The sequence below is a fragment of the Streptomyces purpureus genome (genome assembly GCF_014648195.1).
GTDB classification, from domain to species: domain Bacteria; phylum Actinomycetota; class Actinomycetes; order Streptomycetales; family Streptomycetaceae; genus Streptomyces; species Streptomyces purpureus.
On sequence record NZ_BMQQ01000030.1, the window covers coordinates 71,435 to 93,012 of the forward strand.

The following is a 21,578-nucleotide window of genomic DNA, read 5'->3' on the forward strand; positions in this document are numbered from 1 at the left end:
CCGGCCCTGTCAGAGGACCTTGATCTGGTCCTTGTGCTCGCTTACCCACTGCTCGAACGTCTCGGTCTCCGGGCTGAGGGAGTGAACCACATCCAGGTCCCGGGCACCGACGTACTCGGCGTTGAAGGCCTGCTGGAACTGCATCATGTTGGCGAAGTGGTCGGCCATCGGCATGTCGAAGGCGCGCAGCTCCTCCAGCGTGTACGGCTCGTAGCGGACCTCCTGGCCCGTGACGCGGGCGAGGGTGTCAGCCATCTCCGCACCGGTGAGGTGTGCGTTGGCGACACCCACGGTGCGGCCGATGAACTCCGGATGGGTGAAGATACCGAAGGCGAACCGGCCGATGTTCTTCACCGACACGCCGGGCAGCAGGCCATCGCCCATGGCGATGGTCAGCAGCAGCGCACCGTCGTCACCGCGGCGCACGAACAGCGGACCGAGCAGGTTCTCCCAGAAGAAGCAGGTGCGCATGAACGTGGCGGGCACGCCCAGCTCACGGAAGTAGCCGTCCGCCTCACCCTTGGAGTCGGAGTGCGGGAGGTAGCGGCCGCCCTCGAACGTGACGAAGCGCGGATCATCGTCGCCGATGAGCTCGCGGGTGTCCTCCAGGGTCGACCAGACCACGTGCCGCACGCCGGCCTTCTTGACGGCGTCCGCCATGGCCTTGGCCTGCGCCGTCTCGCGGGCGGAGTCGCCGTGCTCGTTGAAGTTGGTCACCAGGAACGCGCCATAGGCGCCCGCGAATGCCGCCTGCAGACTTGCCGGGTCCTCCGCGTCACCGCGCACCACCTCGATGCCGCGCGAGGCGAGGGCCTTCGCCTTCTCCGAGTCGGGGTTGCGGGTCAGGGCGCGGACCGTCAGGCCGCTCTCGGGATGCTCCAGGATGGCCTCGACGAGGCTGCCGCCCTGCGAGCCCGTCGCAACGACGACTGCGATGATCTTGTTCTCGCACATGAAATTCCCTTGGCTTGTGAAGTAGTCAGGTCGCCTGGTCATAGGAGGAATGAGGAGAGCTGGGGCGCTGGTCGCGGCAATCCCGCACGGCGAGCGTCCTGGCTGCGGCGCGGACGCCACCGGGCGCCCCGTCAGATTGGAGAGGTCGGGACGTACGCGGTCCCCGGTGGTTGTCACCAGGGCAGTTGCTTTTCGTCCCTGAAGAAGAGGCCGGTGGGACCGTCGTCGGGCAGGGTGGCGGCCCATGCGATGCCCTTGGCGCTGTCGGCTACGGGGCGGGCGAATCCTTCTGTGCCGGGGTGCGTGGCGGTGAGGCCGGGGCAGACGGAGTTCACGAGGATGTTGTCTCTCTTGAGGTCCTTCGCCATCTTGATCGTGAGCCCGTTGAGCGCCGTCTTGGTCAGGGCGTAGGCGGTGATCGGCATGTCGCCGAATCGGGCCATCGCGAATCCGGGGTGGTTGACCAGTCCGTGGTCGGGATCCCAGAACGACCCTGCTCCGCTGGACACGTTGACGATCCTGCCGTGGCCGCTGGCAACGAGGAGGGGCAGGAACTGCTGGGTGACGCTCCACGTGCCGACCACATTGGTCTGGAACTCAAGGAGCAGCTCGTCCATGTCCTTGTCCGCTACGCCCGCGGGGCCCACCAGCATCGCGGCGTTGTTCACCAGGATGTCCAGCTTCCCGAACCGCGCCTCGACGCGTTGCACCGCCGTCGCCACGCCGGCGGGGTCGAGCAGGTCCAGCTTCAGGGCGGACGCTTCGATGCCCTGGTCAACGAGTTCCGTGGCGAGAGGCTCCACCTGCTCGGACCGGCGGGCGGACAGGATGACGTGGATTCCCTGGGCGCCCAGTTGCCGAGCGGTCTCGAAGCCCAGCCCTTCTCGTCGGCCGGATCCGGTGATGAGTGCGGTGCGCATGCTTCTTCTTTCTTGGTCTGGCTTGGTCGTCTCGGTGATGTCTCGCTGGGATCCCGCGGTGATCCGGCGGGCCCGCAGCGGCCCGGAGGGTCGCTGTGAAGGGGAGTAGGCCGGGCGGTCAGAAGGCGTAGGGCCCGAACCGGCCCCACATGATGACCGCGGCAACGATGAGCAGGATCGCGTTGAACCCGATGGCTTTCGGCTCCTTGCGACGGGCGTGGAGGCCCATGGCCGGGATCATGATCACAGCCAGGCCGGTGGCGGCCAGCGCGGTGAGCGCGGTGGCGATGTCGAAAGCACCCGGCAGGATCAGCCCGAGGGCGCCGGCGAGTTCGGCGACGCCGATCAGACGCACCACGGGTGTCGAGACGTCACTGACCCAGGGCAGCTGGGCTATGAGCTTTTCGCGGGGCTGGGTGGCCTTGGTGACTCCGGCCATCAGGAACAGCGCGGCGAGGACGCCCTGCAGGATCCACAGGAACACGTTCATCGGAGCGGAGACCTTCTTCTTCGGTCGCGCCGCGGCGGGGATCGCCGCGGCGGATGAGGATTGAGCGGATCAGGATGCAACGGGGGAGAGCCGGGAGGCGTCAGCCGGTGAAGACGCGCTCGGCTTCGTCGCGCTGGGTGTGCAGGTCCCAGTAGAGAGGGGCGATGTCCTCGGCCTCGGCGGTCGGGATTTCGGGAGGGCCGCCCGCGCCGATCCACACGCCGATGGCGACGTGCGCGGCCTGGATACCGGTGCCGGCCAGCTCCTTGTGCAGGTTGAGCGCCCAGTTGCGTAGCGCCGCCTGGGCGGGGTTGACGTTGCCGAGCATCGGGTTCGGGTCGACCGAGCCGGCACCGTTGGTGAAGAGCAGGGTGCCCGCGCCGGCCTCACGCATCGCGGGCAGGACGGCCTGGGTGGCGGTGATGGCGCTGCAGAGCAGGAAGTCGATCCATCCCTGCACATCGGAGGGGCTGGTCTGGGACGGGGAGGTGAGGTTCATGGAGCCGATGCTCGGAGCGGGGGAGTGCTCCAGGACGTCGATGCCGCCGAAGCGGGAGGCGGCGTCCTTGAGGGCCTGGGTCAGCGCATCGTGGTCGAGCACGTCCGCCGGGAACGCCGCGGCGGTGATGCCCTCGGCGGTGAGCTGGCCGACGAGGTCGTCGAGCTTGGCGCGGTTACGGGCGATGAGAGCGACGTCGAAGCCGCGCGAGCCGAAGGTGCGGGCGATGGCGAGGCCCATGCCGGGGCCGGCTCCGACGATGGCGATGCTGGGCATGGTGAAGTCCTTTCGTGAGGGAAGTGTCTGGGGTGCGGACTGGTCAGGCGACGGTGATGGCGATCTTGCCGAGGGTGCCGGCGCCGAACGCGGCGAATGCCTCGGGGGCACGCTCCAGGTCGAACTCGGAGTTCACCGAGACCTTGAGGGAGCCGGAGGCGACCTGCCCGGCGAGGGTGGACAGGGTGTCGGCGGTCGGGTTGGACCGGATCATGGCGGCCTGCAGCTTGCGGTCCTCCGAGGACTCGGGGACGGTGAGGGCGGAGGCGACGGCGCCGCCGTCGCGGGTGAGCGCGGTGAGCTCGGCCAGGTCGCCGGCGAGGTGCAGCACCGCGTCCACGCCGTCGGGGGCGATCGCCCGGACCTGCGCGGTCACGTCCTGGAGGTAGTCGACGACGGTCACCTCGGCGTCGGTCAGCGCCGAGACGAAACCGCTCTCGGAACCCGACCCGGCCGTGGCGATCACCCTCGCGCCCCGGGCCACGGCCAGCTGTACGGCGATGGCGCCCACGCCGCCGGTGGCACCGGAGATCAGCACCGTCCTGCCCTCCAGCGGACCGAGCAGGGCGAGACCGTCGAAGGCGGCGGTGCCTGCCAGCCCGAGCGCGCCGGCGTCACGTACGGAGACCCCGTCGGGCCGGTGGGCGATGCCGATGGCAGCGGGAACGGCGACGTACTGCGCCATCGAACCGGTGCCCAGGTGCGCCTTGGTGACCACGCCGAACACGGCGTCGCCGACCGTGAAACCCTCGACACCCTCACCGACCGCCTCGACGGTGCCGGCGAAGTCCTTGCCGGGGATCAGCGGGAAGCGGTGCTCCATCATGCCCTGCAGGTATCCGGCCACCGTGCCCAGGTCGAAGCCGTTCACCGAGGACGCGGCCACCTTCACCAGCACCTCACCGGCCTCCGGACGGGGCACCTGCGCCTCGGTCACCTCGGGACTGCCGGGCACCTGCGCCAACGTCACAGCACGCATGATCATCAACTCCTTGACATAGATGTCGGCTAATACGGAAGGACCTATCCGATTCGCGATCCGGAAAGGCCTATCCGGTTCCTGCACCCACGATAACACCGGAAGTGGATAGGGCATTCCAGTTCGGTTAGGCTGGTGCCATGAACCTTCACGCTCGGCCCGGCGACGGCCCCGCCCAGCCGCTACGCAGCGACGCCGAGCGCAACCGCGCGCGGATCGTCGCCGCCGCGCGCACGGTATTCAGGCGAGACGGCCTGAACGCCTCCATGGCTTCCGTGGCCCGCGAGGCGGGGGTGGGTATCGCCACGATGTTCCGCCGCTTCCCGACCAAAGAGGAACTGGTCGCCGCGGTCTTCGCCGACCGCATGGACGCCTACGCCGACGCCGTCGGCACCGCCCTCGACGACCCCGATCCCTGGCACGGCCTCGCCGGGTTCATCGAAACCGTCTGCGCAATGCAGGCCGCCGACTACGGCTTCGCCGACGTACTGACCATGACCTTTCCCACGGCCAAGGCCCTGGAAGAGCGCCGAAACCAGGCCTACGAGGGCGTCGTGCAGCTCATCGGCCGCGCCAAGGCCGCAGGACGCCTACGTGAGGACTTCACCCCCGAGGACCTAGTGCTGGTGCACATGGCCAACGCCGGAGTCGTCAACGCCACCGGCGACGCCGCTCCCGACGCCTGGAAACGCGTCGTCGCCTTGATGCTCCAGTCCTTCCAGGCCCCCGCCCGCGGCCCGCTGCCCGACTCACCCGAGCCTCGAGCTCTCTACAAGGCCATGCTCCGTGCCAGTCGGGCGTCCTGTGCCCCGCCGGAGCCGGAGAGGAAGGGCTAATCCGGCGCGCTTCCTCGCAGGATGTGCGCGAGCGCGTCGACCAGGCTGCCCTCGGCGCCTCGGCAGCCAGTGTGCTGCCTGCCGCCAGCACAATCCGTGCAGGGTGCGGAAGGTCGGCAGGGCGAGGCACTGCCCCGGCCCTCGTCAATCATGTCGTTCGCTCCCGGCCCCCAGCGCGGCCTGAAAGCCCGGCTTGGCATCATGCTGCCGGTGTGGGCCATGCGGATCCGCCGTGTTTCACAGGTGGTCACTCATGAAACAGCCGACCGCCTCGCGGCCCACCTGCGGCGATCATGTTTCATGAGTTGTTGCAAATAGTTGGACGCCTGAAACACCCTCATGAAACGATCCGGGGTCGTGAGCGACGACTTCAAGCGCGTGGAAGCCAACGACTGCCCGATGTCCACCTGTGCCGTCCCGGCGGGCTCGCCCTGCCGCACCGGCAAGAACAAGGTGGCCGCCCAGTACCACACGGCCCGCTTCCGGCTCGTGCCCCAACTCGCCAAGGCCCTCAACGTGCCCACCCCCGCCGTACGCAAGCCCGGCGCGGCCTGGACCGAGCTGCCCCGCCCGGTGAACGCCGGCGTCGAGCCAGTCGGGCACGTCCGCATCGGCTACGCCCGCGCCTCGACCGCCCGCCAGTCCCTCGACGCACAGCTCGACTCCCTCGCCGCGGCCGGAGTCACCCGGGTCTTCTCGGAGAAGATCTCCACCCGCGCCACCACCCGGCCCGAGCTGAACAAGGCAGTCGCCCTCGCCGGTGAACTGCGCGCCTCCGGCGTCCGCGTCACCCTCGTCGTCCACGAGCACAAACGGCTCGGCCGCGGCATCGAACTCGCCACCCTCGCCGAGGAGCTGAAGGCCAGCGACGTCGGCCTGGAGTTCCTCACCGGGGAACTCCAGGGCTCACACGACCCCTCCGGCATCGTCTTCACCGTGCTGGCCGCCCTCTCCGGCAGCGAACGCGAGTACATCCGCGACCGCACCCTGGAGGGCCACGAATCCGCCCGCACCCGCGGCAAGACCATCGGCGGCGCCAGCGTCGCCGACCCCGACATGCTCGCCATGGCCCTCCACCTGCGCAAGCAGGAACTGAGCCTGCGCGACATCGCCGCCCGCCTCGTCATCACCACCGGCAAGAAGAAGGGCCAGCACCCCTCACCCGCCACCGTGATGCGGATGCTGCGCGAGCACGACGAACAGACCGCCACAGCGCCGGGCGCATGATCATCCGGCTAGTTTGCGGCTGGTGTCTGAGCTAGGACTCCAGGGCCGTGGCGGTCTGGGTGGCTGCCTGCCTCAGTGGTGGCTGAGGACCAGCTGCGGCTCGTCGGCCTCCGCGGTGTCGGCCGGGTCGGGCCGCTGGATGAGGAACGCGGTGACCACACCGATGCCGAGCAGAGCCAGCGCCGTGTACATCGCGTGCTGGTAGCCGGCTTCGGTGACGCCCTGGGCGTCGCTGCCCGCGGTGATCATGGCCGAGGCGAGGGCGATGCCGAGCGAGGCGCCGATGCCGAAGCAGGCTCCGTTGAGGCCGGAGAGCGAGCCCGGCTTGTCCTTGGGCGCGGTGGTGACGGCGAGGCCGTTGAGGCCGGTGAGCATGAAGCCGCCGTACGTCACACCGAGCGCGGCGAGGGCTGCGACCAGGATCCACTCGTTGTGCAGGAAGAAGGTGGCGAAGAGGAAGATCGCGAAGTTGGCGACGGCGCCGGTGACGACGATGGTGCGCCAGCCGATCTTCGGGCCGAGGCGGCCGGTGAGCGGGGCGGAGATCACGCCGATGAGCTGGATGGGGGTGAGGAAGAGCACGGCGGCGGTGACCGCGGAGAGGCCGAGGCCCACCCGGGCGTCCTGGGAGAACAGCGGGATGGTCAGGGCGATCGCGCCGAACGCGCCGCCGAGGGTGCAGATGGTCGTGATCAGCAGCGGCCAGGCGCGGCGCGAGGCGAGCACCTCGATGTCGATGACCGGGTTCTCGGCGCTCTTCTGGGAGACCACGAAGTAGACCAGCGAGGCGACGCCGCCGAGCAGGAAGCCAAGGGTGAGCGGCGAGGTCCAGCCCCAGGCGCCGCCCTGGGCGAGGCCGACGAGGACACCGGTGAGGCCGAGCGCGAGGGCGGCGATGCCGCGCGAGTCGAAGCGGGCGTCGGCGGTGGTCGGCGGGACGTCGGGGACGTACTTCCGGACGCCGAGCAGGCCCGCGACCGCGATCAGGGTGGAGCAGACGAAGATGCCGCGGAAGCCGATGGTGTCGGCGATCTGGCCGCCGGCGATGGCGTCGACACCGGCGAGACCGCCGTTGACGGCGGTGATGATGCCCGCGGCCTTGCCGAACCCGGCCGGGGTGAGCAGCTGGTTCAGGGTGAGGAAGGCGAGGGTGAACATCGCGGCGGAGATGCCCTGGAGGACGCGGCCGGCGATGAAAATCTCGATGTTCGGCGCGAAGACGCAGAGCAGGTTGCCGATGATCAGCACGATCGCGCAGACGATCATCATGGGCTTGCGGCCGCGCTGGTCGCTGAGGCGGGCGAGGGTGACCTGGCCGATGGCGGCCATCAGGAAGAAGAGGGTCTGGGACAGGCCCGCGGCGGCGGTCGTGGTGCCGAGTCGCTCGATGACATCCGGCAGGGCGGGGCTGAGCATCGTGGCGTTGATCTGGTAGCCGAGGACGGCCAGCACCATCGCCAGGAGCATGGGCCCGCGGCCCGCGAGTGAGGAGTCGGATCCGGAACGCGTCCGGCCGATCGTGGTGGACATGTCGGCCCCTTTGCCCTGGATGTCATGTCGTGAGCGAATCGGTGGAACGACACCCGTGAGAAGCCCGTACGAACGTTGTCTGACAAGTGCCGCGCAGACACTCTGAGATCTACGCGCGTAAACGTCAAGACCTTCGGCTCTGTGAATCCCGATACCCCGCTTCCCGCTGGGACCGGCCTGGTCAGGCATCGTTGCCGGTCGGCACCGGATCGGGCTTAACTTGCCGACAAGTGAGTCGAGGAGGGGCAGTGGCTGTCAGCGGAACCCAGCGGCGACCGGTCGTGGTGCTGTACGAGCGCATCGCGGACGCCATCCACGAGGGCGTGTATCCCCCCGGCTCCACGCTGCCGTCCGAGCCCAAGCTCGCCACCGAGCTGGGCGTGAGCCGGCCCGCCCTGCGCGAGGCCCTGCTGCTGCTCCAGGAGGACGGCCTGCTGACGGTACGGCGCGGGGTGGGCCGGACCGTGAACGACCGCCCGCCGCGCCGGGGCTTCGAGCACATCCAGCCACTGGAGGACCTGATCGGCTCCGGCGCTCCCCTGCGGGTACGGGCGCTGCTTCGGACCGTCGAGGAGCCCACCGACTTCACCACCCAGCACCTGCTCGCGCCCGCCCGCGCCGAGCTGCGGTTCTGGGAGTCGCTCCTCACCGGAGAGGGCACGGCGGCCGCGCTCAGCCAGGAGTGGGCGGCGGCCGACGACGTACTGGACGCGGCCCACCCGGCCTTCGCCGAGGCACTCCGCGCCCCGGCCCCGACCGACCGGACCTCGATGCTCGCGGTCCTGGCCGGGGCCTCGCGCGGGGTGGCGCTCAGCGCCCACAGCAGTGTGACCGCGACCCTGCTCGGCCAGCGGCGCGGCGAACAGCTGGGCCGCCCGGCGGACACACCTGCGGTCCTGGTCACCCAGGTCGTCCGGGTGGACGACACGCCGATCCTGGCGGCGAAGCACATGCTGCCGACGGGCGCGCCGGCGCTGCCGGTGCTCCAGTCCAACTGAGGGAAGCGGCACGTCGACCTTTGGGCTGGCGGCCGGGCGAGCGCCGCCGCCGCGTGGGCGGGCTCACTCGCGCCCGCGGCGGCCGGCGAGCCGCGCACGGCGAGGTGCGGCATGGCGTTCGCCGCCTCCCGGCCGCGGTCCCGCCGAGGCCGACTGCGCGCGCACCCGGCTCCCGCCGGCGGCCGGGCGAGCGTCGCTCCACGGGTCGGCTCGGCGCGGCCCGCCACGGGTCGACACCGCCCGCCGCCGGCGAGCTGCGCCGAGCGCGATACGGCGTGGCGTTCGCCGCCTCCGCTCCACCCCCAACCCGAGAGACCGACGTCACGGCACCCGGTACCCGGCGTGCCGTACACTTCCGCGGCATGCACTTGTCTGACAACCCCGCCGCCGGTACCGCGACCCCGGTCGCCGACTGGATTCAGCGCGCCCCCAAGGCCGTCCTCCACGACCACCTCGACGGTGGTCTGCGTCCCGCCACGATCATCGAGCTGGCCCGGGAGTGCGGGTACACCGCGCTGCCCACCGAGGACCCGGCCGCGCTCGCGGTGTGGTTCCGGGACGCCGCCGATTCCGGGTCGCTGGAGCGGTACCTGGAGACCTTCGCCCACACCTGCGCCGTGATGCAGACGCGTGAGGCGCTGTTCCGGGTCGCGGCGGAGTGTGCCGAGGACCTGGCGGCCGACGGGGTCGTCTACGCCGAGGTCCGCTACGCCCCCGAGCAGCACCTGGAGGGCGGCCTGACCCTCGACGAGGTCGTCGAGGCCGTCAACGAGGGCTTCCGGGAGGGCGAGCGCCGTACCCGCGGGCGGATCACCGTCGGCACGCTGCTCACCGGCATGCGGCACACCACCCGCTCGCTGGAGATAGCCGAGCTGACCGTCGCCCACCGCGAGCGCGGTGTCGCCGGTTTCGACATCGCGGGCGGCGAGATCGGCAACCCGCCGGCCAACCACCTGCCGGCCTTCCAGCACCTGAAGCGGCACAACTGCCACTTCACGATCCACGCGGGCGAGGCCGTCGGCGCCGAGTCGATCCACGAGGCCGTGCAGGTCTGCGGCGCCGAGCGGATCGGCCACGGCGTGCGGATCACCGACGACATCCAGGTCCACGACGACGGCACGGCGACGCTGGGCCACCTCGCCGCGTACGTCCGCGACAACGGGATCGCCCTGGAAGTCTGCCCGACCTCCAACCTCCAGACGGGCGCCGCGAAGGACTACGCCTCGCACCCGATCGACCTGCTGCGCCGCCTCGGCTTCCGGATCACCCTGAACACCGACAACCGCCTGGTGTCCGGCACGACCATGAGCCGCGAGTTCCAGCACATGGCGGACGCGTTCGGCTACGGCCCCGAGGTCTTCGAGCAGTTCACGGTCGCCGCGGTCGAGTCCGCGTTCCTGCCGCTGCCGGAGCGCCGCCGTCTCGTCGACGAGGTGATCCGGCCGGGGTACGCGGCGCTCTGAGCCGCCCGCCCGTGGCACCCACCGGCCGACTCGCGGCCGGTGGTGCCCGCGGCATGCCCGTCGGCCGGCCCGTGCGGCACTTGACATACCGTCAGATCAGGGCCGGTACGTCCAACGTCAACGCGCCCGCCTCCGCGTCCAGCACGGCCGGCACCCCGAGCGGCATCGTCAGCGCCGTGGGGCTGTGGCCGAAGCCCATCTCCTCCACCACCGGCACCCCGAATCCCCCGAGCCGGTCGGCGAGGACCGCCCGCACCTGCTCGTACGGTCCGCACTGCGCCCATGAGCCGAGACCGATCCCGGCCACCCCTTCGAGCCACCCCGAGCGCAGCAGCTGGGTGAGGATCCGGTCCAGGCGGTACGGCTCCTCGCCGGTGTCCTCCAGGAGCAGCAGGCCTCCGCGGGCCGAGGGGCGGGCGTGGGGGGTGCCGAGGTCGGCGGCGAGCAGGCTGACGCAGCCGCCGAGGGTGATGCCCCGGGCCCGGCCGGGGACCAGCGGCCGGGCGGCGGACAGGCCGAGGGTGTGGACGGACTCGGGCGCGAAGAGGGTGGCCCGGAGCGACTCCTGGGTGGGGGCGTCGGTGAGGAAGGTCGTCGTCGCCGCCATCGGGCCGTGCAGGGTGACGAGCCCGGCCCGTACGGCGAAGGCCTCGTGGAGGGCGGTGACGTCGCTGTAGCCGACGAAGACCTTGGGGCCGGCCGCCCGGATCGCCGCCCAGTCGAGCAGGTCCACGATCCGCTGGGCGCCGTATCCGCCACGGGCGCAGATCACCGCGGAGACCGACGGGTCGCACCACGCCTCCTGGAGGTCGCGGGCGCGCGCCTCGTCCGTACCGGCGAGGTGGCCGATCCGTGGGTGGACGTCGAGGACGTGGGCGGCCACCACCGGTTCGAGGCCCCAGCCGCGCAGGATCCCCACGCCGGTCTCCAGGCGGTCGGCGGCCACGGGCCCGCTCGGTGCGACGACGGCGACCCGGTCCCCCGGGCGCAGCCGGGACGGCCGGGTCAGCGCCGTGACTGCCCGCGGTGCGGTGGTCACTTCGTCAGTTCCAGTGGTGGTACGTCGGGCCGGTGGATGCCGAAGGTCTGGGCGTAGAGGGAGAGTTCGGCCTCCAGGGCGCGGACGATGGTGTCTGCGAGGCGGAAGCCATGGCCCTCGCCCTCGAAGCCGATGTACGCATGGGGCACTCCCCGCCCGGCCATGCGGGCGCGGAAGCGTTCGCTCTGCGCCGGTGGGCAGATGACGTCGTCGAGGCCTTGGAGCAGCAGGAACGGCGCCTGGATGCGGTGGCTCTGGTGCAGCGGGGAACGTTCGCGGTAGCGGGCGGGCACCTGCGCGAGGGGGCCGACGAGCGATTCGAGGTACTGCGACTCGAAGTCGTGGGTCTCGTCGGTGGCCCAGCCGAGCAGGTCGAGGATGGGGTAGATGATCGTGCCGCAGGCGTAGACGTCGGTGGTGGTGAGGGACGCGGCGGTGGTCCAGCCGCCGGCGCTGCCGCCGCGGATGGCGAGCCGCGCCGGGTCGGCGGTCCCCTCGGCCGCGAGGGCCGAGGCGACGGCGGCGCAGTCCTCGACGTCGACGACGCCCCACTGTTCGCGGAGCCGGCGGCGGTACTCCCTGCCGTAGCCGGTGGAGCCGCCGTAGTTGACCTCGGCGACGCCGATGCCGCGCGAGGTGAAGTAGGCGATCTCCAGGTCGAGGACGAGGGGGGCGTGTCCGGTGGGGCCGCCGTGGGCCCAGATCACGTAGGGCGGCAGTTCATCGGCGGGCGGGGTGTGGTCGGGGCTGTGGGGAGGGTAGATGTGGGCGTGGATGTCGCGGCTGTCCGGGCCGGTGAAGGTGCGGATCTGCGGCTCGGGGTAATAGGCGGGGTCGACGGGGTCGTCGTGGGCGGAGCCGATGACCCGGGTCCGGCCGGTGCGGGTGTCGAGCTCCACGATCTCGTACGCGCTGCGGGGGCTGGCGGCGACGCCGATGACGCGGGTGCCGTGCACGGCGAGGGTGGGGGCCCATTCGGTCCAGGGCCCGGGTGCGTCGACCAGTTCGCCGCTGTCGGGATCGAGGATGCCGAGCGCGGTGGCGCCCTTGCCGTGGACGACGGCGACCAGTCCGTCGTCCAGCGGGTGGAACCACTTGAGCCCGATCTTCCACAGCGGTCCGCCGAACTCCTCCTCGCGGGGGCACAGCGCGGTCGGTTCGCCCGGCGGCGCGGAGCGGTAGAGGTTCCACCAGCCGCTGCGGTCGCTCAGGTGCAGCAGCTGCCCGTCGGCGGTCCAGTCGGCCTGGGGGACGGACTCCTCGGGCCCGCCGTGGACCGGCCGGGCACCGTGGAAGGTGCCGTCCGCGGCCACGTCGGCGAGCATCACCTCGGTGCCGTCCCACGGCATCCGAGGATGGTCCCAGCCGATCCAGACCACCTGCCTGCCGTCGGGTGAGAGCCGAGGCCCGGTGACGAAGCGGTGCCGCCCGTCGGACAGTTCCCGTACGGCCCTGCGGTCCTTCGCGGCCGAGCCGTCGAGGGGGACGGCGACGACGGCCCGCCGCACGTCCGTGGGGGCGGCGCCGGTGAACTCCTCCATGACGCACCAGACTTCGCCGCGGTCCTGATGGATCACCGGGTCGACCCAGCGCAGCCCGCCGCCTGTCGCGGAGACCGGGGTGAGGGGGCGCGGCGGCGCTGCGCCGTCCGGTTCGACGGCGTAGAGCCGCTGGTCGGCGACGTGGCAGAAGACGACGAGCGGGCCGCCCTCGGCGCGGGCCGCGCCGGCCCAGGGCTGTCCGCCGTACTCGACGACTCTGCTGCGGACGTTCCACGGGGCGGGCAGCACCGACTCCTCGGTGCCGTCGGCGCGGCGCCGGATCAGGGCGCGCCGGCCGCCCTCCTCGGGCCGTGGCGCGGTCCACCACACCTCGTCGCCCACGACACCGACGAAGTCGGGCCGTCCGTCGCGCGAGGCGGTGAGGCGGGCGTCGATCGGAGACGGCCAGCTGCCGTACGCCCCCGTGGCTGCCATGCGGGATTCCCCCTATGCGGACTGCAGGTAGTGGTCGAGGACGCGGACGCCGAAGTGCAGTGCGTCCACGGGCACCCGCTCGTCGACCCCGTGGAACAGCGCCTGGTAGTCGAAGCCGGCCGGCAGGTTGAGCGGGGAGAAGCCGTAGCCGGTGATGCCGAGCCGGGAGAACTGCTTGGCGTCCGTGCCGCCGGACATGCAGTACGGCACGACATGGCCGTCGGGGTCGAACCGCTCGACGGCGGCGCGTAGTTTGCGGTAGGTGGGCGAGTCGACCGGGGCCTGGAGCGCGATCTCCCGGTGGTGGTACTCCCAGTCGACGTCGGGTCCGGTGAGCCGGTCCATGGTCGTACGGAACTCGTCCTCGGTGCCGGGGAGCACCCGTCCGTCGACGAAGCCGATGGCGTGGCCGGGAATCACGTTGACCTTGTAGCCGGCTTCGAGGACGGTCGGGTTCGACGTGTTGCGCACGGTGGCCTCGACCAGGGCCGCGGCCGGTCCGAGTTTGCCGAGGAGCCCGTCCACGTCGAGGTCGTCGGCGTTGATGTCGATGTCGAGGCCGTGCAGGGCGGCCAGTTCGGCGAGTGCGGCCCGGACGGTGGGGGTGAGCCTTACCGGCCAGGGGTGGTCGCTGATGCGGGAGACGGCGGCGGCGAGGCGGCTGACGGCGTTGGCGTCGTTGACCTTGGAGCCGTGGCCGGCCCGGCCGTGTGCGGTGAGCTTGAGCCAGGCGGTGCCCCGTTCCCCCGCGGCGACGGGGTAGAGCGTCAGTCCGCCTCCGGCGTGGAAGGTGTAGGCGCCGGACTCGCCGATGCCTTCCGTGCAGCCCTCGAAGAGGGCGGGGTGCTGGTCGGCGAGAAAGCCTGATCCGTCGGCGGCGCTGGCCTCCTCGTCGGCGGTGAAGGCGAGGACGATGTCCCGGCGGGGGCGGACGCCACGGCGGGCCCAGTCCCGGACGACGGCCAGGATCATCGCGTCCATGTCCTTCATGTCGACGGCGCCGCGGCCCCAGACGACGCCTTCGCGGATCTCGCCGGAGAAGGGATGCACGCTCCAGTCGGCGGGCTCGGCCGGGACGACGTCGAGATGGCCGTGGACGAGGAGGGCGTCGGCGGACGGGTCGGTGCCCTCGATCCGGGCCACCACGTTCGTACGGCCCGAGGTGCGTTCCAGCAGGACCGGTTCGAGGCCCGTCCCGGCGAGCTTCTCGGCGGCGTACTCGGCGGCCGGCCGCTCCCGGCAGTCGCCGCTCCCCCGGTTGGTGGTGTCGATCCGGATCAGTTCGGAGGTGAAGGCGACCACCTCGTCGAGGGCCTGGTCGGTCACGGCCGTGCGCTCACCCATACTGCTCCTCCAGGGCCGCCGAGACGATGGTGGTGACCGCCTTGAAGGTGCGGATGGCGTCGTACATCGTCTCGCTGGTGTACGCGACCCGGCGCTCTTCGCCGGTCCGTACCCCGGGCACGACCGTGGCCGCCGCCGCGAGATGGGCGGCGTCGAACTCCAGCTCCATGGTGAACGGCCCGCCGCGTACCGGCTCGTGCCGTACGGCCAGGGCCGCCCCCTCCTTGGCCGCGGCGCGGATCGCGGCGGACGTACGGGAGGGGGTGCGGCACACCGCCGCGTACCGCGACACGTGGTCCTTGACTGCGACCTTCGGCGCCTCGGGCGCGTAGCCGAGGGCGTCCTCGCAGGTCAGGTCGTCGCCGGTGACGAGGACGACGGGGACGCCGTACTCGGCGACGACATGCGCGTTCAGCAGGCCCTCGCCGGCGCGCTCACCGTTGAGCCAGACACCGGTGAGGGAGTTCGCGAGGTAGGTGTGGGCGAGGACGCCTTCGGTGCCTGCGCCCGTGTGGTAGCCGACAAAGGCGATGCCGTCGACGTCGCCGTGCTGGACGCCCTCGACCATGGAGAGGGATTTGTGTTTGCCGGTGAGCATCTCGGCGCGCTCGTCCAGCCGTTCGAGAAGGAGATTGCGCATGGACCAGTGCGCTTCGTTGATGAGCACCTCATCGGCGCCGCCGTCGAAGAACCCCAGCACGGCGGCGTTCACGTCCGAGGTGAACATCGACCGGCACCGCTCCCACTGCGCGGTGCCGGGCAGCACATCGGCCGGCCAGGTCACACCAGTGGCGCCTTCCATGTCGGCGCTGATCAGGATCTTCATGCCTGGACACCGTACGCTCCGCCCGGCACCCCGGCCAGCCCTGTGGACAACCGTCGGTGGTATGGACCTGAGACGTCACCCGTTCCGGCCCACGACCAGCCATTTCGAGGGCAGTTCGAGGCGGTCGCCGGCGCCGGTGTGCTCGGTGGTCATCAGGGGCAGGTCGCCGGAGGCGAGGACGTCGAGACCGGCGGCGGCGAAGAGTCCGGGGACGGCCGAGTCGTCCACGGCGCCGGGCGCGATCCCGTGCCGCAGCACGGGCCGCAGCTTGGGCGGCGGCCCGTCGGGGCTCTGCGCCAGTCCCCGCAGCAGCTGCCCGGCCGCCTCGCCGAGCTCCACGACGAAGGCCCTGCCGTGCTCGCCAAGGAGCAGGGCCACGGAGTCGGCGAGGGCCTGGCGGTCCTGCGGCTCGCACTGGTGGAGCACACCGCGCATGTAGACGTTGCTGTCGCCCAGCTCTCCATGGAGCCGGGAGACGGCCGCCGGGTCGACGGCGTCGAGTTCCCGGAAGAGGCGTCCGCCGTCGCCCGGCAGGGCGCGGCGGGCCCGCTCGATCGCGGCGGGCGCCAGGTCGACGCCGACGACACGGGGGAAACGCTCGGCGAGGAAGCGGGTCTGGGTGCCGTTGCCGCAGCCCAGATCGACCATCGGCAGCCCGGGCTCGGCCAGCCGCGGTTCGAAGATCCCCAGATGGAGCCCGGCGGTGAGGGACGGTTCGGCGTCCCACAGGACCGCGCCCGTCCCGTCGGGCGCCTCACGCCAGAAGCTCTCCCAGGCGTTCCTGTACCGACTCGTCACGCTCATGAACACTCCCCAGCCGACAGACCGTCAAGATCGGTCTAGCGCTTACCTGTTGAGCGGACAAGTACCCGGGGTGGCGTTGCTTCACGTGCCGTGCGGGGCGGATCCCCGGTGCGCCGGTGGCAGTGCCAGCTCGAACCAGACGGTCTTGCCGTCGCCCGCCCGGCTCGCGCCCCACTCCCGGGCGAGCCGGCTCACCACCTTCAGCCCGCGTCCGCCCTCGGCCAGACCGGTGGACGCGAGCAGGGTCGGCAGGGTGTGCCCGCCGTCGGTGACCTCGCACAGCAGCCGGTCGGTCCGGACCAGCCGCAGCTCGAGACGGTCTGCGGCGGGCCGGGCCCCGGGAGCGGCCGCGTGCCGTACGGCGTTGGTGACGACCTCGCTGACCAGCAGTTCCACCGTTTCGGTGAGCTCGCCAAGGCCCCAGGATTCGAGCCGTGTCCGGGCCAGGCGCCGGGCCCGGCGGACCTCGGCGGGCTCCGGCACCAGCTCCCAGCGGGCCACGTCGTCGGTGTCGATCCCGCCGAGCCGGGCCATCAGCAGGGCGACGTCGTCCTTACGGCCGCCGCGCGGGTTCAGGGCGCGGATGATGGTGTCGCAGGCGTCGTCCATGGAGGCGGCCGGGTGCGCGGCCGACTCGCACAGGGTGGCCAGTCCGACGCCGATGTCCTCGCCGCGGACCTCGACCAGGCCGTCGGTGCACATGACGAGCCGGTCGCCGGGCGACACGGGGATCCGTACGGTCTCGAAGGGCACGCCTCCGACGCCGACGGGCGCGCCGGTGGGCAGGTCGAGCAGTTCGCTGCGGCCGTCGGCGGCGCGGACCAGCACCGGGGGCACATGTCCGGCGTTCGCCATGAGGAGTTCGCCGCCGATGGGGTCGTACACGGCGTAGAGGCAGGTGGCGAGGTAGTGCTCGCCGAGCCGCTGGGCGAGGTCGTCCAGGCCGCGCAGCAGCTGCGCGGGGGGCAGGTCGAGGGCCGCCATGGTCTGCACGGCGGTCCGCAGCTGGCCCATCATGGCGGCGGAGTTGAGGCCGTGGCCCATCACGTCGCCGACGACCAGGGCGGTGCGTGAGCCGGGGAGTTTCACGGAGTCGAACCAGTCGCCGCCGACCCGGCCGAGGAGCGTCCCCGGCAGGTAGCGGGTCGCTATGTCGCAGCCCGCCATGCGCGGGGCGATCTGCGGCAGCATCGAGTCCTGGAGGGTCTCGGCGACGTTCTCCTGGTGGGTGTACATCCGGGCGTTGTCGAGGACGAGCCCGGCACGGGCGGCCAGCTCGGCGCCGGTGACACGGTCCATGTCGTGGAAGGCGGCGCGGCCGGGGTGGCGCAGCAGGATCATGAAGCCGAGCACCACATGGCGGGCCTTGAGCGGTACGACCAGCATGGACCGGCCGTTGATCAGGGGCCGGATGTCGCGCTTCTCGAACTGCGCGGCGATGGCAGTGCCCATCTCCTCGCTGATCCGCGGGACGAGGACGGGCTCGCCGGTGGTCATGCACCGGAAGAACGGCGTGTGCTCGGGGAAGGGCATGGACTCGCCTACGGGGACGACGTCGTCCCAGCGGCCCGGCGCGTCGACGTGATCGACGGCGACCCGGTGCCACAGCGTCGTGGCGTCCGGCGGCCCGTCCGGGAAGCCCTCGCCCGCGACGACCTGCTCGCGCAGATAGGTGCCGGCGACGTCGGTGAAGCGGGGTACGACGGCGGCGCTGACCTCACGGATGGTCACCGCGAGATCGAGCGAGGAGCCGATCCGGCCTGAGACCTCGTTGAGGAATTCGAGCCGCTCGCGTACGGCCGCGTATTCGAGGTCCTGGTCGTGGACCGGGTCCTCGGTGTGTTCCGGCGCGGCCGTGCCCGCGGCGGCGGGGCGGGCGGCCCGCCGGGGCACGCCCCAGTCGGGGGTGACCGGGACACGGTCGTGCCTGCTGAACTCAAGGACGGGGTAGCCGAGTTCGAGCACCTGGGCGACGATCCGGGTGGATTCGCGCACGCCCATGCTCGGCAGGATCTCGGGCAGCCGCCGGGCGAGTTCGTCGGAGCCGGGGAAGTCGGTGTGCAGAGCGAAGCCGGGCGCGATGCGTTCGACGGGCCGTCCGCCGGTGAGGTCGGTGCGGCGGAACTGTCCGGCGTCGGCGGCGAGGACGAGCAGCCGTTCACGGCCGGGGCCGACCAGGGGGTACGCCCACCACAGCACGTCGAGCCGGTCGTCGTCGCCGTGGCCGTCGGTGAGGCGGGCGCGGCCGGCGGTCGGGTAGGGGGCGCGCCCGCCGAGGGAGGCGTCGAGGCCGGGGCCGAGCGTGTCGTAGGGCCGGCGGGAGCCGTCCATGGCGTAGGGCTCGTCGGTCTCGTACGGCTCCGGGTCGGGGAGCGCGCCGGTGACCGGCAGCAGGTCGATGGCGGGCCGGCCGACCGCGTCGTGGCGGTCGGGTCCGAAGAGCCGGCGGGCGCCGGTGGACCAGTGCGAGACCAGGCCCTGGCCGTCGACCACGACGACGGCGAGCGGGATCCGGCCGGCCGCGGGGAGCGGCTGCCGCTGCGGCGGAACTCCACGGTCCATGACGGGGCAGGCTCCTTCCCGGCCGCAAGGTCCGCGGCATGTGACTCCACGGTAGGGCTTCGCGCCGGTTGTGCGCCGGGCATCGACGGAATCCCGCCGGCCCGGTTCCCGCGCGGGGGAAACCGCACGGAAGTCGCGCGAAACGCCGGTCCGGGAGGGTCAGTTGTCGTGGCTCAGTTGGAGGTCGCGTTCGGTGCGTCCGCCGCCCGCCACCTGGAGGACGGTCGCCACCGGGGGGTAGCCCGCGGCCCATTGCCGGCGGCGTCCAGCAGCGTGACCCGGGCCTCCTCGACGGACCGTCCGCCGCCGCGGCGGTGAGCAGCAGCGCGCCCAGCACGTCGAACCGGGCGCGGGTGGCGGGCCTGGGCAGTTCGAGGGCGAAGGCGACGACGGCGAAGGTGACCAGGCCGAGGGGGACGTTGACGTAGAAGCACCAGCGCCAGGAGAGGTGGTCGGTGAAGAAGCCGCCGAGCAGCGGACCGGCAACCAGGGCGAGGCCGAAGACGGCGCCGATCAGCCCCGTGTACCGGCCGCGTCACCGCGCCGGGACGAGGTCGGCGACGATCGCCTGGACGCCGATCACCAGGCCCCCGGCGCCGGCCCCCTGGAGCGCGTGGAAGGCGATGAACTGGTCCGTCGTGCGGGACCAGCCGGCCAGCGCGGAGCCGGCGACGAAGACGACGACGGCGAACTGGAAGACGCCCTTGCGGGCCGTGGAGATCGCCGAACTTGCCGTGGAGCGGCAGGGTGATGGTGGCGGCGAGCAGATAGGCGGTGATCGCCCAGGACGTCCGGTCCGTGCCCCGGAGGTCGCCGGCGATGTCCGGCACGGCGGTGGCGACGATCGTCTGCTCCGTCGCGGCGAGGAGCAGCGCGAGCATCAGTGCGAGGAGGACGAGCCGGACGCGGCCCCGGCCGGGCGGAGCGGGGAGCGGGTCAGGGGAGACGGCCCAGGAGGGCGTGCCGCTTCCGGGGGCGCCGGTCCGGGGCGCGGGGTCCGTCCGCTCGTCCTTCACCAGGGTGGTCCCGCCCACGTCTTCGCTCCCCTTCGTCGCGCCTGCGCGGGCCCATTTCTCGCATTGCGCGACAACTGAGGGCAAGCGGGACGAGATGCGTCTGGGGCGGGCGGGATGCGGCTCATACGCCGGTCGGAGCCCTGTGGCAGGCACCGGTCCGGTGGACAGAACCACCCGAACCGGTGACCTGTGGTGGGGCGTACCGCGGGCTACTTCTCCGTCTCGGCGGCGAGGTTGGCGAGCACGGTGTCGTAGATGCGGCCGAGTCCCTTGGGGGCGAAGGTCCGCTCGAAGAAGCCGCCGATGCCGCCCGCGCCGTTCCAGACGGTGCTGACGACGGCGCGGGAGCGGCCCTCACCGGCCGGGGTGACGGTCCAGGTGGTGACCATCGAGGAGTTGCGGTCCTTCTCGACGAGCTGGCCGTCGGTGGGCTCGGTGACCTCAAGGAGACAGTCACGGACGCGCTTGCTGGTCGCCTGGAGCTTCCAGTGGACGAGGGTGCCCTCGCCGTCGCCGCCCTCGCGCACCTCGTACTCGCTGAAGTGCTGCGGGAGCAGCTTCGCGCGGGTGTCCTGATAGTCGGCGAGAGCGTCGAACACCGCCTCCGCGTCCGCCGCGATGATCCGCTCCGTGGTGGCCTCGACCTGCGCCATGCCTGTTCCTCCAGCACTTGTTCCTCAGGGGTGCCAACAGCCAACCACCCGCGTGGCAGGCCCCCAAATCCGGGTCGGATCTCCGGATCGCACGATCATGGGAACATGTGTTCTATTGTGCGGGCAGGCTACCGCACGAGGAGGCGTCCATGCGCTGGGACCATCTGGCCGAGAACCCCGCCGCGGCCGGGGACACCGCGCTGTTCGGCGCGGACGCCGTGACCACCCGGACCTTCGACACCCCGGAGTTCCGCGGCATCACCTTCCATGAGGTACGGGCCCGCTCGATCCTCAACCGGGTGCCGGGCGCCTCCCGGATGCCGTTCGAGTGGACGGTCAACCCCTACCGCGGCTGCACCCATGCCTGCGTGTACTGCTTCGCCCGCAAGACCCACAGCTACCTGGACCTCGACACGGGGCTCGGCTTCGACTCCCAGATCGTGGTGAAGATCAACGCGCCGGAGCTGCTGCGCCGTCAGCTCGCCTCCCGCACGTGGGAGGGCGCGCACATCGCGATGGGCACGAACGTCGACTGCTACCAGCGGGCGGAGGGCCGCTACCGGCTGATGCCGGGCATCCTCACCGCCCTGCGCGACCACGCGAACCCGTTCTCGATCCTCACCAAGGGGACGCTGATCCTGCGCGATCTGGAGCTGCTGCGGCAGGCGGCGGAGGTGACCGAGGTGGGCATCTCCGTCTCGGTCGGCTTCACCGACCAGGAGCTGTGGCGGACGGTCGAGCCGGGCACGCCCTCGCCCGAGCGCCGCCTGGACGTCGTACGGACGCTGACCGACCACGGCATCGGCTGCTCCGTGCTGATGGCGCCGGTCATCCCCTTCCTTGGCGACCGGCCCGAACAGCTACGGGCGACGGTCCGGGCGATCGCGGCGGCCGGGGCGTCCTCGGTCACCCCGCTCGTGCTGCACCTGCGCCCCGGCGCCCGCGAGTGGTACATGCAGTGGCTGGGCCGGCACCATCCCGGGCTGGTCGGCCGGTACGAGCGGATGTACGCGGGCGGGGCGTACGCCCCCACCTGGTACCAGCGCCGGATCACCCGTCAGGTGCACGAGCTGGCGGCGGAGTACGGCATCGGGCCGGCCCGCAGGGGAGCGTCCCGGCGCATCCCGGCCGACGAGAAGAGCGCGCACCCCGGCGCGCAGGCCACCCAGCTCACCCTTCTGTGAGC

The 21,578-nt window shown here is 71.8% G+C and carries 18 protein-coding genes and 1 pseudogene; 5 read left to right on the plus strand and 14 right to left on the minus strand.

The annotated features are described in order from the left end of the window. Positions 1–9: 9 nt before the first annotated feature. The 5 genes from IEZ01_RS28740 to IEZ01_RS28760 all read right to left on the minus strand — a co-directional run bounded on the left by IEZ01_RS28740 (position 10) and on the right by IEZ01_RS28760 (position 4,118). Positions 10–954, minus strand: a complete 945-nt coding sequence (locus IEZ01_RS28740; RefSeq protein WP_189204583.1) for an NmrA/HSCARG family protein — start codon at positions 952–954, stop codon at positions 10–12. A 173-nt stretch (positions 955–1,127) separates the two neighbouring features. Then, positions 1,128–1,874, minus strand: a complete 747-nt coding sequence (locus IEZ01_RS28745; protein ID WP_189204585.1) for an SDR family NAD(P)-dependent oxidoreductase — start codon at positions 1,872–1,874, stop codon at positions 1,128–1,130. A gap of 118 nt (positions 1,875–1,992) precedes the next feature. Continuing rightward, positions 1,993–2,364, minus strand: coding sequence for a DoxX family protein (locus IEZ01_RS28750; RefSeq protein WP_189204587.1), 372 nt, complete (start codon positions 2,362–2,364; stop codon positions 1,993–1,995). A gap of 100 nt (positions 2,365–2,464) precedes the next feature. Next, complete coding sequence (locus IEZ01_RS28755) at positions 2,465–3,139, minus strand: SDR family NAD(P)-dependent oxidoreductase (protein ID WP_189204589.1); 675 nt, start codon at positions 3,137–3,139, stop codon at positions 2,465–2,467. Positions 3,140–3,182: 43 nt separating this feature from the next. Next, positions 3,183–4,118, minus strand: coding sequence for an NADP-dependent oxidoreductase (locus tag IEZ01_RS28760; protein ID WP_189204591.1), 936 nt, complete (start codon positions 4,116–4,118; stop codon positions 3,183–3,185). A gap of 140 nt (positions 4,119–4,258) precedes the next feature. Between IEZ01_RS28760 and IEZ01_RS28765 the strand changes: the two genes are divergently transcribed. Beyond that, positions 4,259–4,954 (plus strand): TetR/AcrR family transcriptional regulator, encoded by a 696-nt coding sequence (locus IEZ01_RS28765; protein WP_189204593.1) that lies wholly within the window; start codon positions 4,259–4,261, stop codon positions 4,952–4,954. Positions 4,955–5,311: 357 nt separating this feature from the next. After that, a complete protein-coding gene (locus IEZ01_RS28770) occupies positions 5,312–6,181 on the plus strand; it encodes a recombinase family protein (RefSeq protein WP_229833265.1) in 870 nt (289 codons plus the stop codon). Between the two features lie 72 nt (positions 6,182–6,253). On the opposite strand, the gene IEZ01_RS28775 is transcribed toward IEZ01_RS28770, so the two are convergent. After that, entirely contained in the window at positions 6,254–7,711 is a 1,458-nt protein-coding gene (locus IEZ01_RS28775; protein WP_019890483.1) for an MFS transporter, read from the minus strand. A 248-nt stretch (positions 7,712–7,959) separates the two neighbouring features. Here IEZ01_RS28775 and IEZ01_RS28780 point away from each other — a divergent pair, with 248 nt between their 5' ends. Further along, the gene (locus IEZ01_RS28780; RefSeq protein WP_019890482.1) at positions 7,960–8,709 is read left to right on the plus strand and encodes a GntR family transcriptional regulator; all 750 of its coding nucleotides are present in this window, start codon (positions 7,960–7,962) and stop codon (positions 8,707–8,709) included. A gap of 362 nt (positions 8,710–9,071) precedes the next feature. Next, positions 9,072–10,172, plus strand: coding sequence for an adenosine deaminase (locus IEZ01_RS28785; RefSeq protein WP_189204595.1), 1,101 nt, complete (start codon positions 9,072–9,074; stop codon positions 10,170–10,172). Positions 10,173–10,263: 91 nt separating this feature from the next. On the opposite strand, the gene IEZ01_RS28790 is transcribed toward IEZ01_RS28785, so the two are convergent. The 8 genes and pseudogenes from IEZ01_RS28790 to IEZ01_RS28825 form a co-directional block, all read right to left on the minus strand. Continuing rightward, positions 10,264–11,211 carry a S66 peptidase family protein gene (locus tag IEZ01_RS28790; protein ID WP_189204597.1) on the minus strand — a complete coding sequence of 316 codons (948 nt, stop codon included), beginning with the start codon at positions 11,209–11,211 and terminating at the stop codon, positions 10,264–10,266. Then, entirely contained in the window at positions 11,208–13,187 is a 1,980-nt protein-coding gene (locus tag IEZ01_RS28795; RefSeq protein ID WP_019890479.1) for a prolyl oligopeptidase family serine peptidase, read from the minus strand. The genes IEZ01_RS28790 and IEZ01_RS28795 overlap by 4 nt, the downstream gene beginning before the upstream one ends. Before the next feature lie 12 nt (positions 13,188–13,199). Further along, positions 13,200–14,531, minus strand: coding sequence for a M20/M25/M40 family metallo-hydrolase (locus IEZ01_RS28800; protein ID WP_189204599.1), 1,332 nt, complete (start codon positions 14,529–14,531; stop codon positions 13,200–13,202). Next, positions 14,524–15,357, minus strand: coding sequence for a M55 family metallopeptidase (locus IEZ01_RS28805; RefSeq protein ID WP_019890475.1), 834 nt, complete (start codon positions 15,355–15,357; stop codon positions 14,524–14,526). The genes IEZ01_RS28800 and IEZ01_RS28805 overlap by 8 nt, the downstream gene beginning before the upstream one ends. A gap of 75 nt (positions 15,358–15,432) precedes the next feature. Beyond that, complete coding sequence (locus IEZ01_RS28810) at positions 15,433–16,161, minus strand: class I SAM-dependent methyltransferase (protein WP_019890474.1); 729 nt, start codon at positions 16,159–16,161, stop codon at positions 15,433–15,435. 81 nt (positions 16,162–16,242) lie between these two features. Further along, positions 16,243–18,723 carry a SpoIIE family protein phosphatase gene (locus IEZ01_RS28815; protein WP_189204601.1) on the minus strand — a complete coding sequence of 827 codons (2,481 nt, stop codon included), beginning with the start codon at positions 18,721–18,723 and terminating at the stop codon, positions 16,243–16,245. Between the two features lie 304 nt (positions 18,724–19,027). Then, positions 19,028–19,757 (minus strand): annotated as a pseudogene (locus IEZ01_RS28820) (MFS transporter); the annotation flags it as partial. Positions 19,758–19,948: 191 nt separating this feature from the next. Then, on the minus strand, positions 19,949–20,392 hold the full coding sequence (locus tag IEZ01_RS28825; RefSeq protein WP_019890470.1) for an SRPBCC family protein: 444 nt from the start codon (positions 20,390–20,392) through the stop codon (positions 19,949–19,951). 149 nt (positions 20,393–20,541) lie between these two features. On the opposite strand from IEZ01_RS28825, the gene IEZ01_RS28830 reads away from it, so the two are divergent. Further along, positions 20,542–21,576 (plus strand): Rv2578c family radical SAM protein, encoded by a 1,035-nt coding sequence (locus IEZ01_RS28830; protein ID WP_189204603.1) that lies wholly within the window; start codon positions 20,542–20,544, stop codon positions 21,574–21,576. Positions 21,577–21,578 lie beyond the last annotated feature (2 nt).

What these genes read in the sequence shown, in the direction of transcription:
- IEZ01_RS28740 (WP_189204583.1), bottom strand. Translation starts at nt 954, where the DNA reads ATGTGCGAGAACAAGATCATCGCAGTCGTCGTTGCGACGGGCTCGCAG.
- IEZ01_RS28815 (WP_189204601.1), bottom strand. Translation starts at nt 18,723, where the DNA reads ATGGACCGTGGAGTTCCGCCGCAGCGGCAGCCGCTCCCCGCGGCCGGC.
- IEZ01_RS28760 (WP_189204591.1), bottom strand. Translation starts at nt 4,118, where the DNA reads ATGCGTGCTGTGACGTTGGCGCAGGTGCCCGGCAGTCCCGAGGTGACC.
- IEZ01_RS28785 (WP_189204595.1), top strand. Translation starts at nt 9,072, where the DNA reads ATGCACTTGTCTGACAACCCCGCCGCCGGTACCGCGACCCCGGTCGCC.
- IEZ01_RS28800 (WP_189204599.1), bottom strand. Translation starts at nt 14,531, where the DNA reads ATGGGTGAGCGCACGGCCGTGACCGACCAGGCCCTCGACGAGGTGGTC.
- IEZ01_RS28745 (WP_189204585.1), bottom strand. Translation starts at nt 1,874, where the DNA reads ATGCGCACCGCACTCATCACCGGATCCGGCCGACGAGAAGGGCTGGGC.
- IEZ01_RS28825 (WP_019890470.1), bottom strand. Translation starts at nt 20,392, where the DNA reads ATGGCGCAGGTCGAGGCCACCACGGAGCGGATCATCGCGGCGGACGCG.
- IEZ01_RS28805 (WP_019890475.1), bottom strand. Translation starts at nt 15,357, where the DNA reads ATGAAGATCCTGATCAGCGCCGACATGGAAGGCGCCACTGGTGTGACC.
- IEZ01_RS28810 (WP_019890474.1), bottom strand. Translation starts at nt 16,161, where the DNA reads ATGAGCGTGACGAGTCGGTACAGGAACGCCTGGGAGAGCTTCTGGCGT.
- IEZ01_RS28795 (WP_019890479.1), bottom strand. Translation starts at nt 13,187, where the DNA reads ATGGCAGCCACGGGGGCGTACGGCAGCTGGCCGTCTCCGATCGACGCC.
- IEZ01_RS28755 (WP_189204589.1), bottom strand. Translation starts at nt 3,139, where the DNA reads ATGCCCAGCATCGCCATCGTCGGAGCCGGCCCCGGCATGGGCCTCGCC.
- IEZ01_RS28830 (WP_189204603.1), top strand. Translation starts at nt 20,542, where the DNA reads ATGCGCTGGGACCATCTGGCCGAGAACCCCGCCGCGGCCGGGGACACC.
- IEZ01_RS28765 (WP_189204593.1), top strand. Translation starts at nt 4,259, where the DNA reads ATGAACCTTCACGCTCGGCCCGGCGACGGCCCCGCCCAGCCGCTACGC.
- IEZ01_RS28775 (WP_019890483.1), bottom strand. Translation starts at nt 7,711, where the DNA reads ATGTCCACCACGATCGGCCGGACGCGTTCCGGATCCGACTCCTCACTC.
- IEZ01_RS28750 (WP_189204587.1), bottom strand. Translation starts at nt 2,364, where the DNA reads ATGAACGTGTTCCTGTGGATCCTGCAGGGCGTCCTCGCCGCGCTGTTC.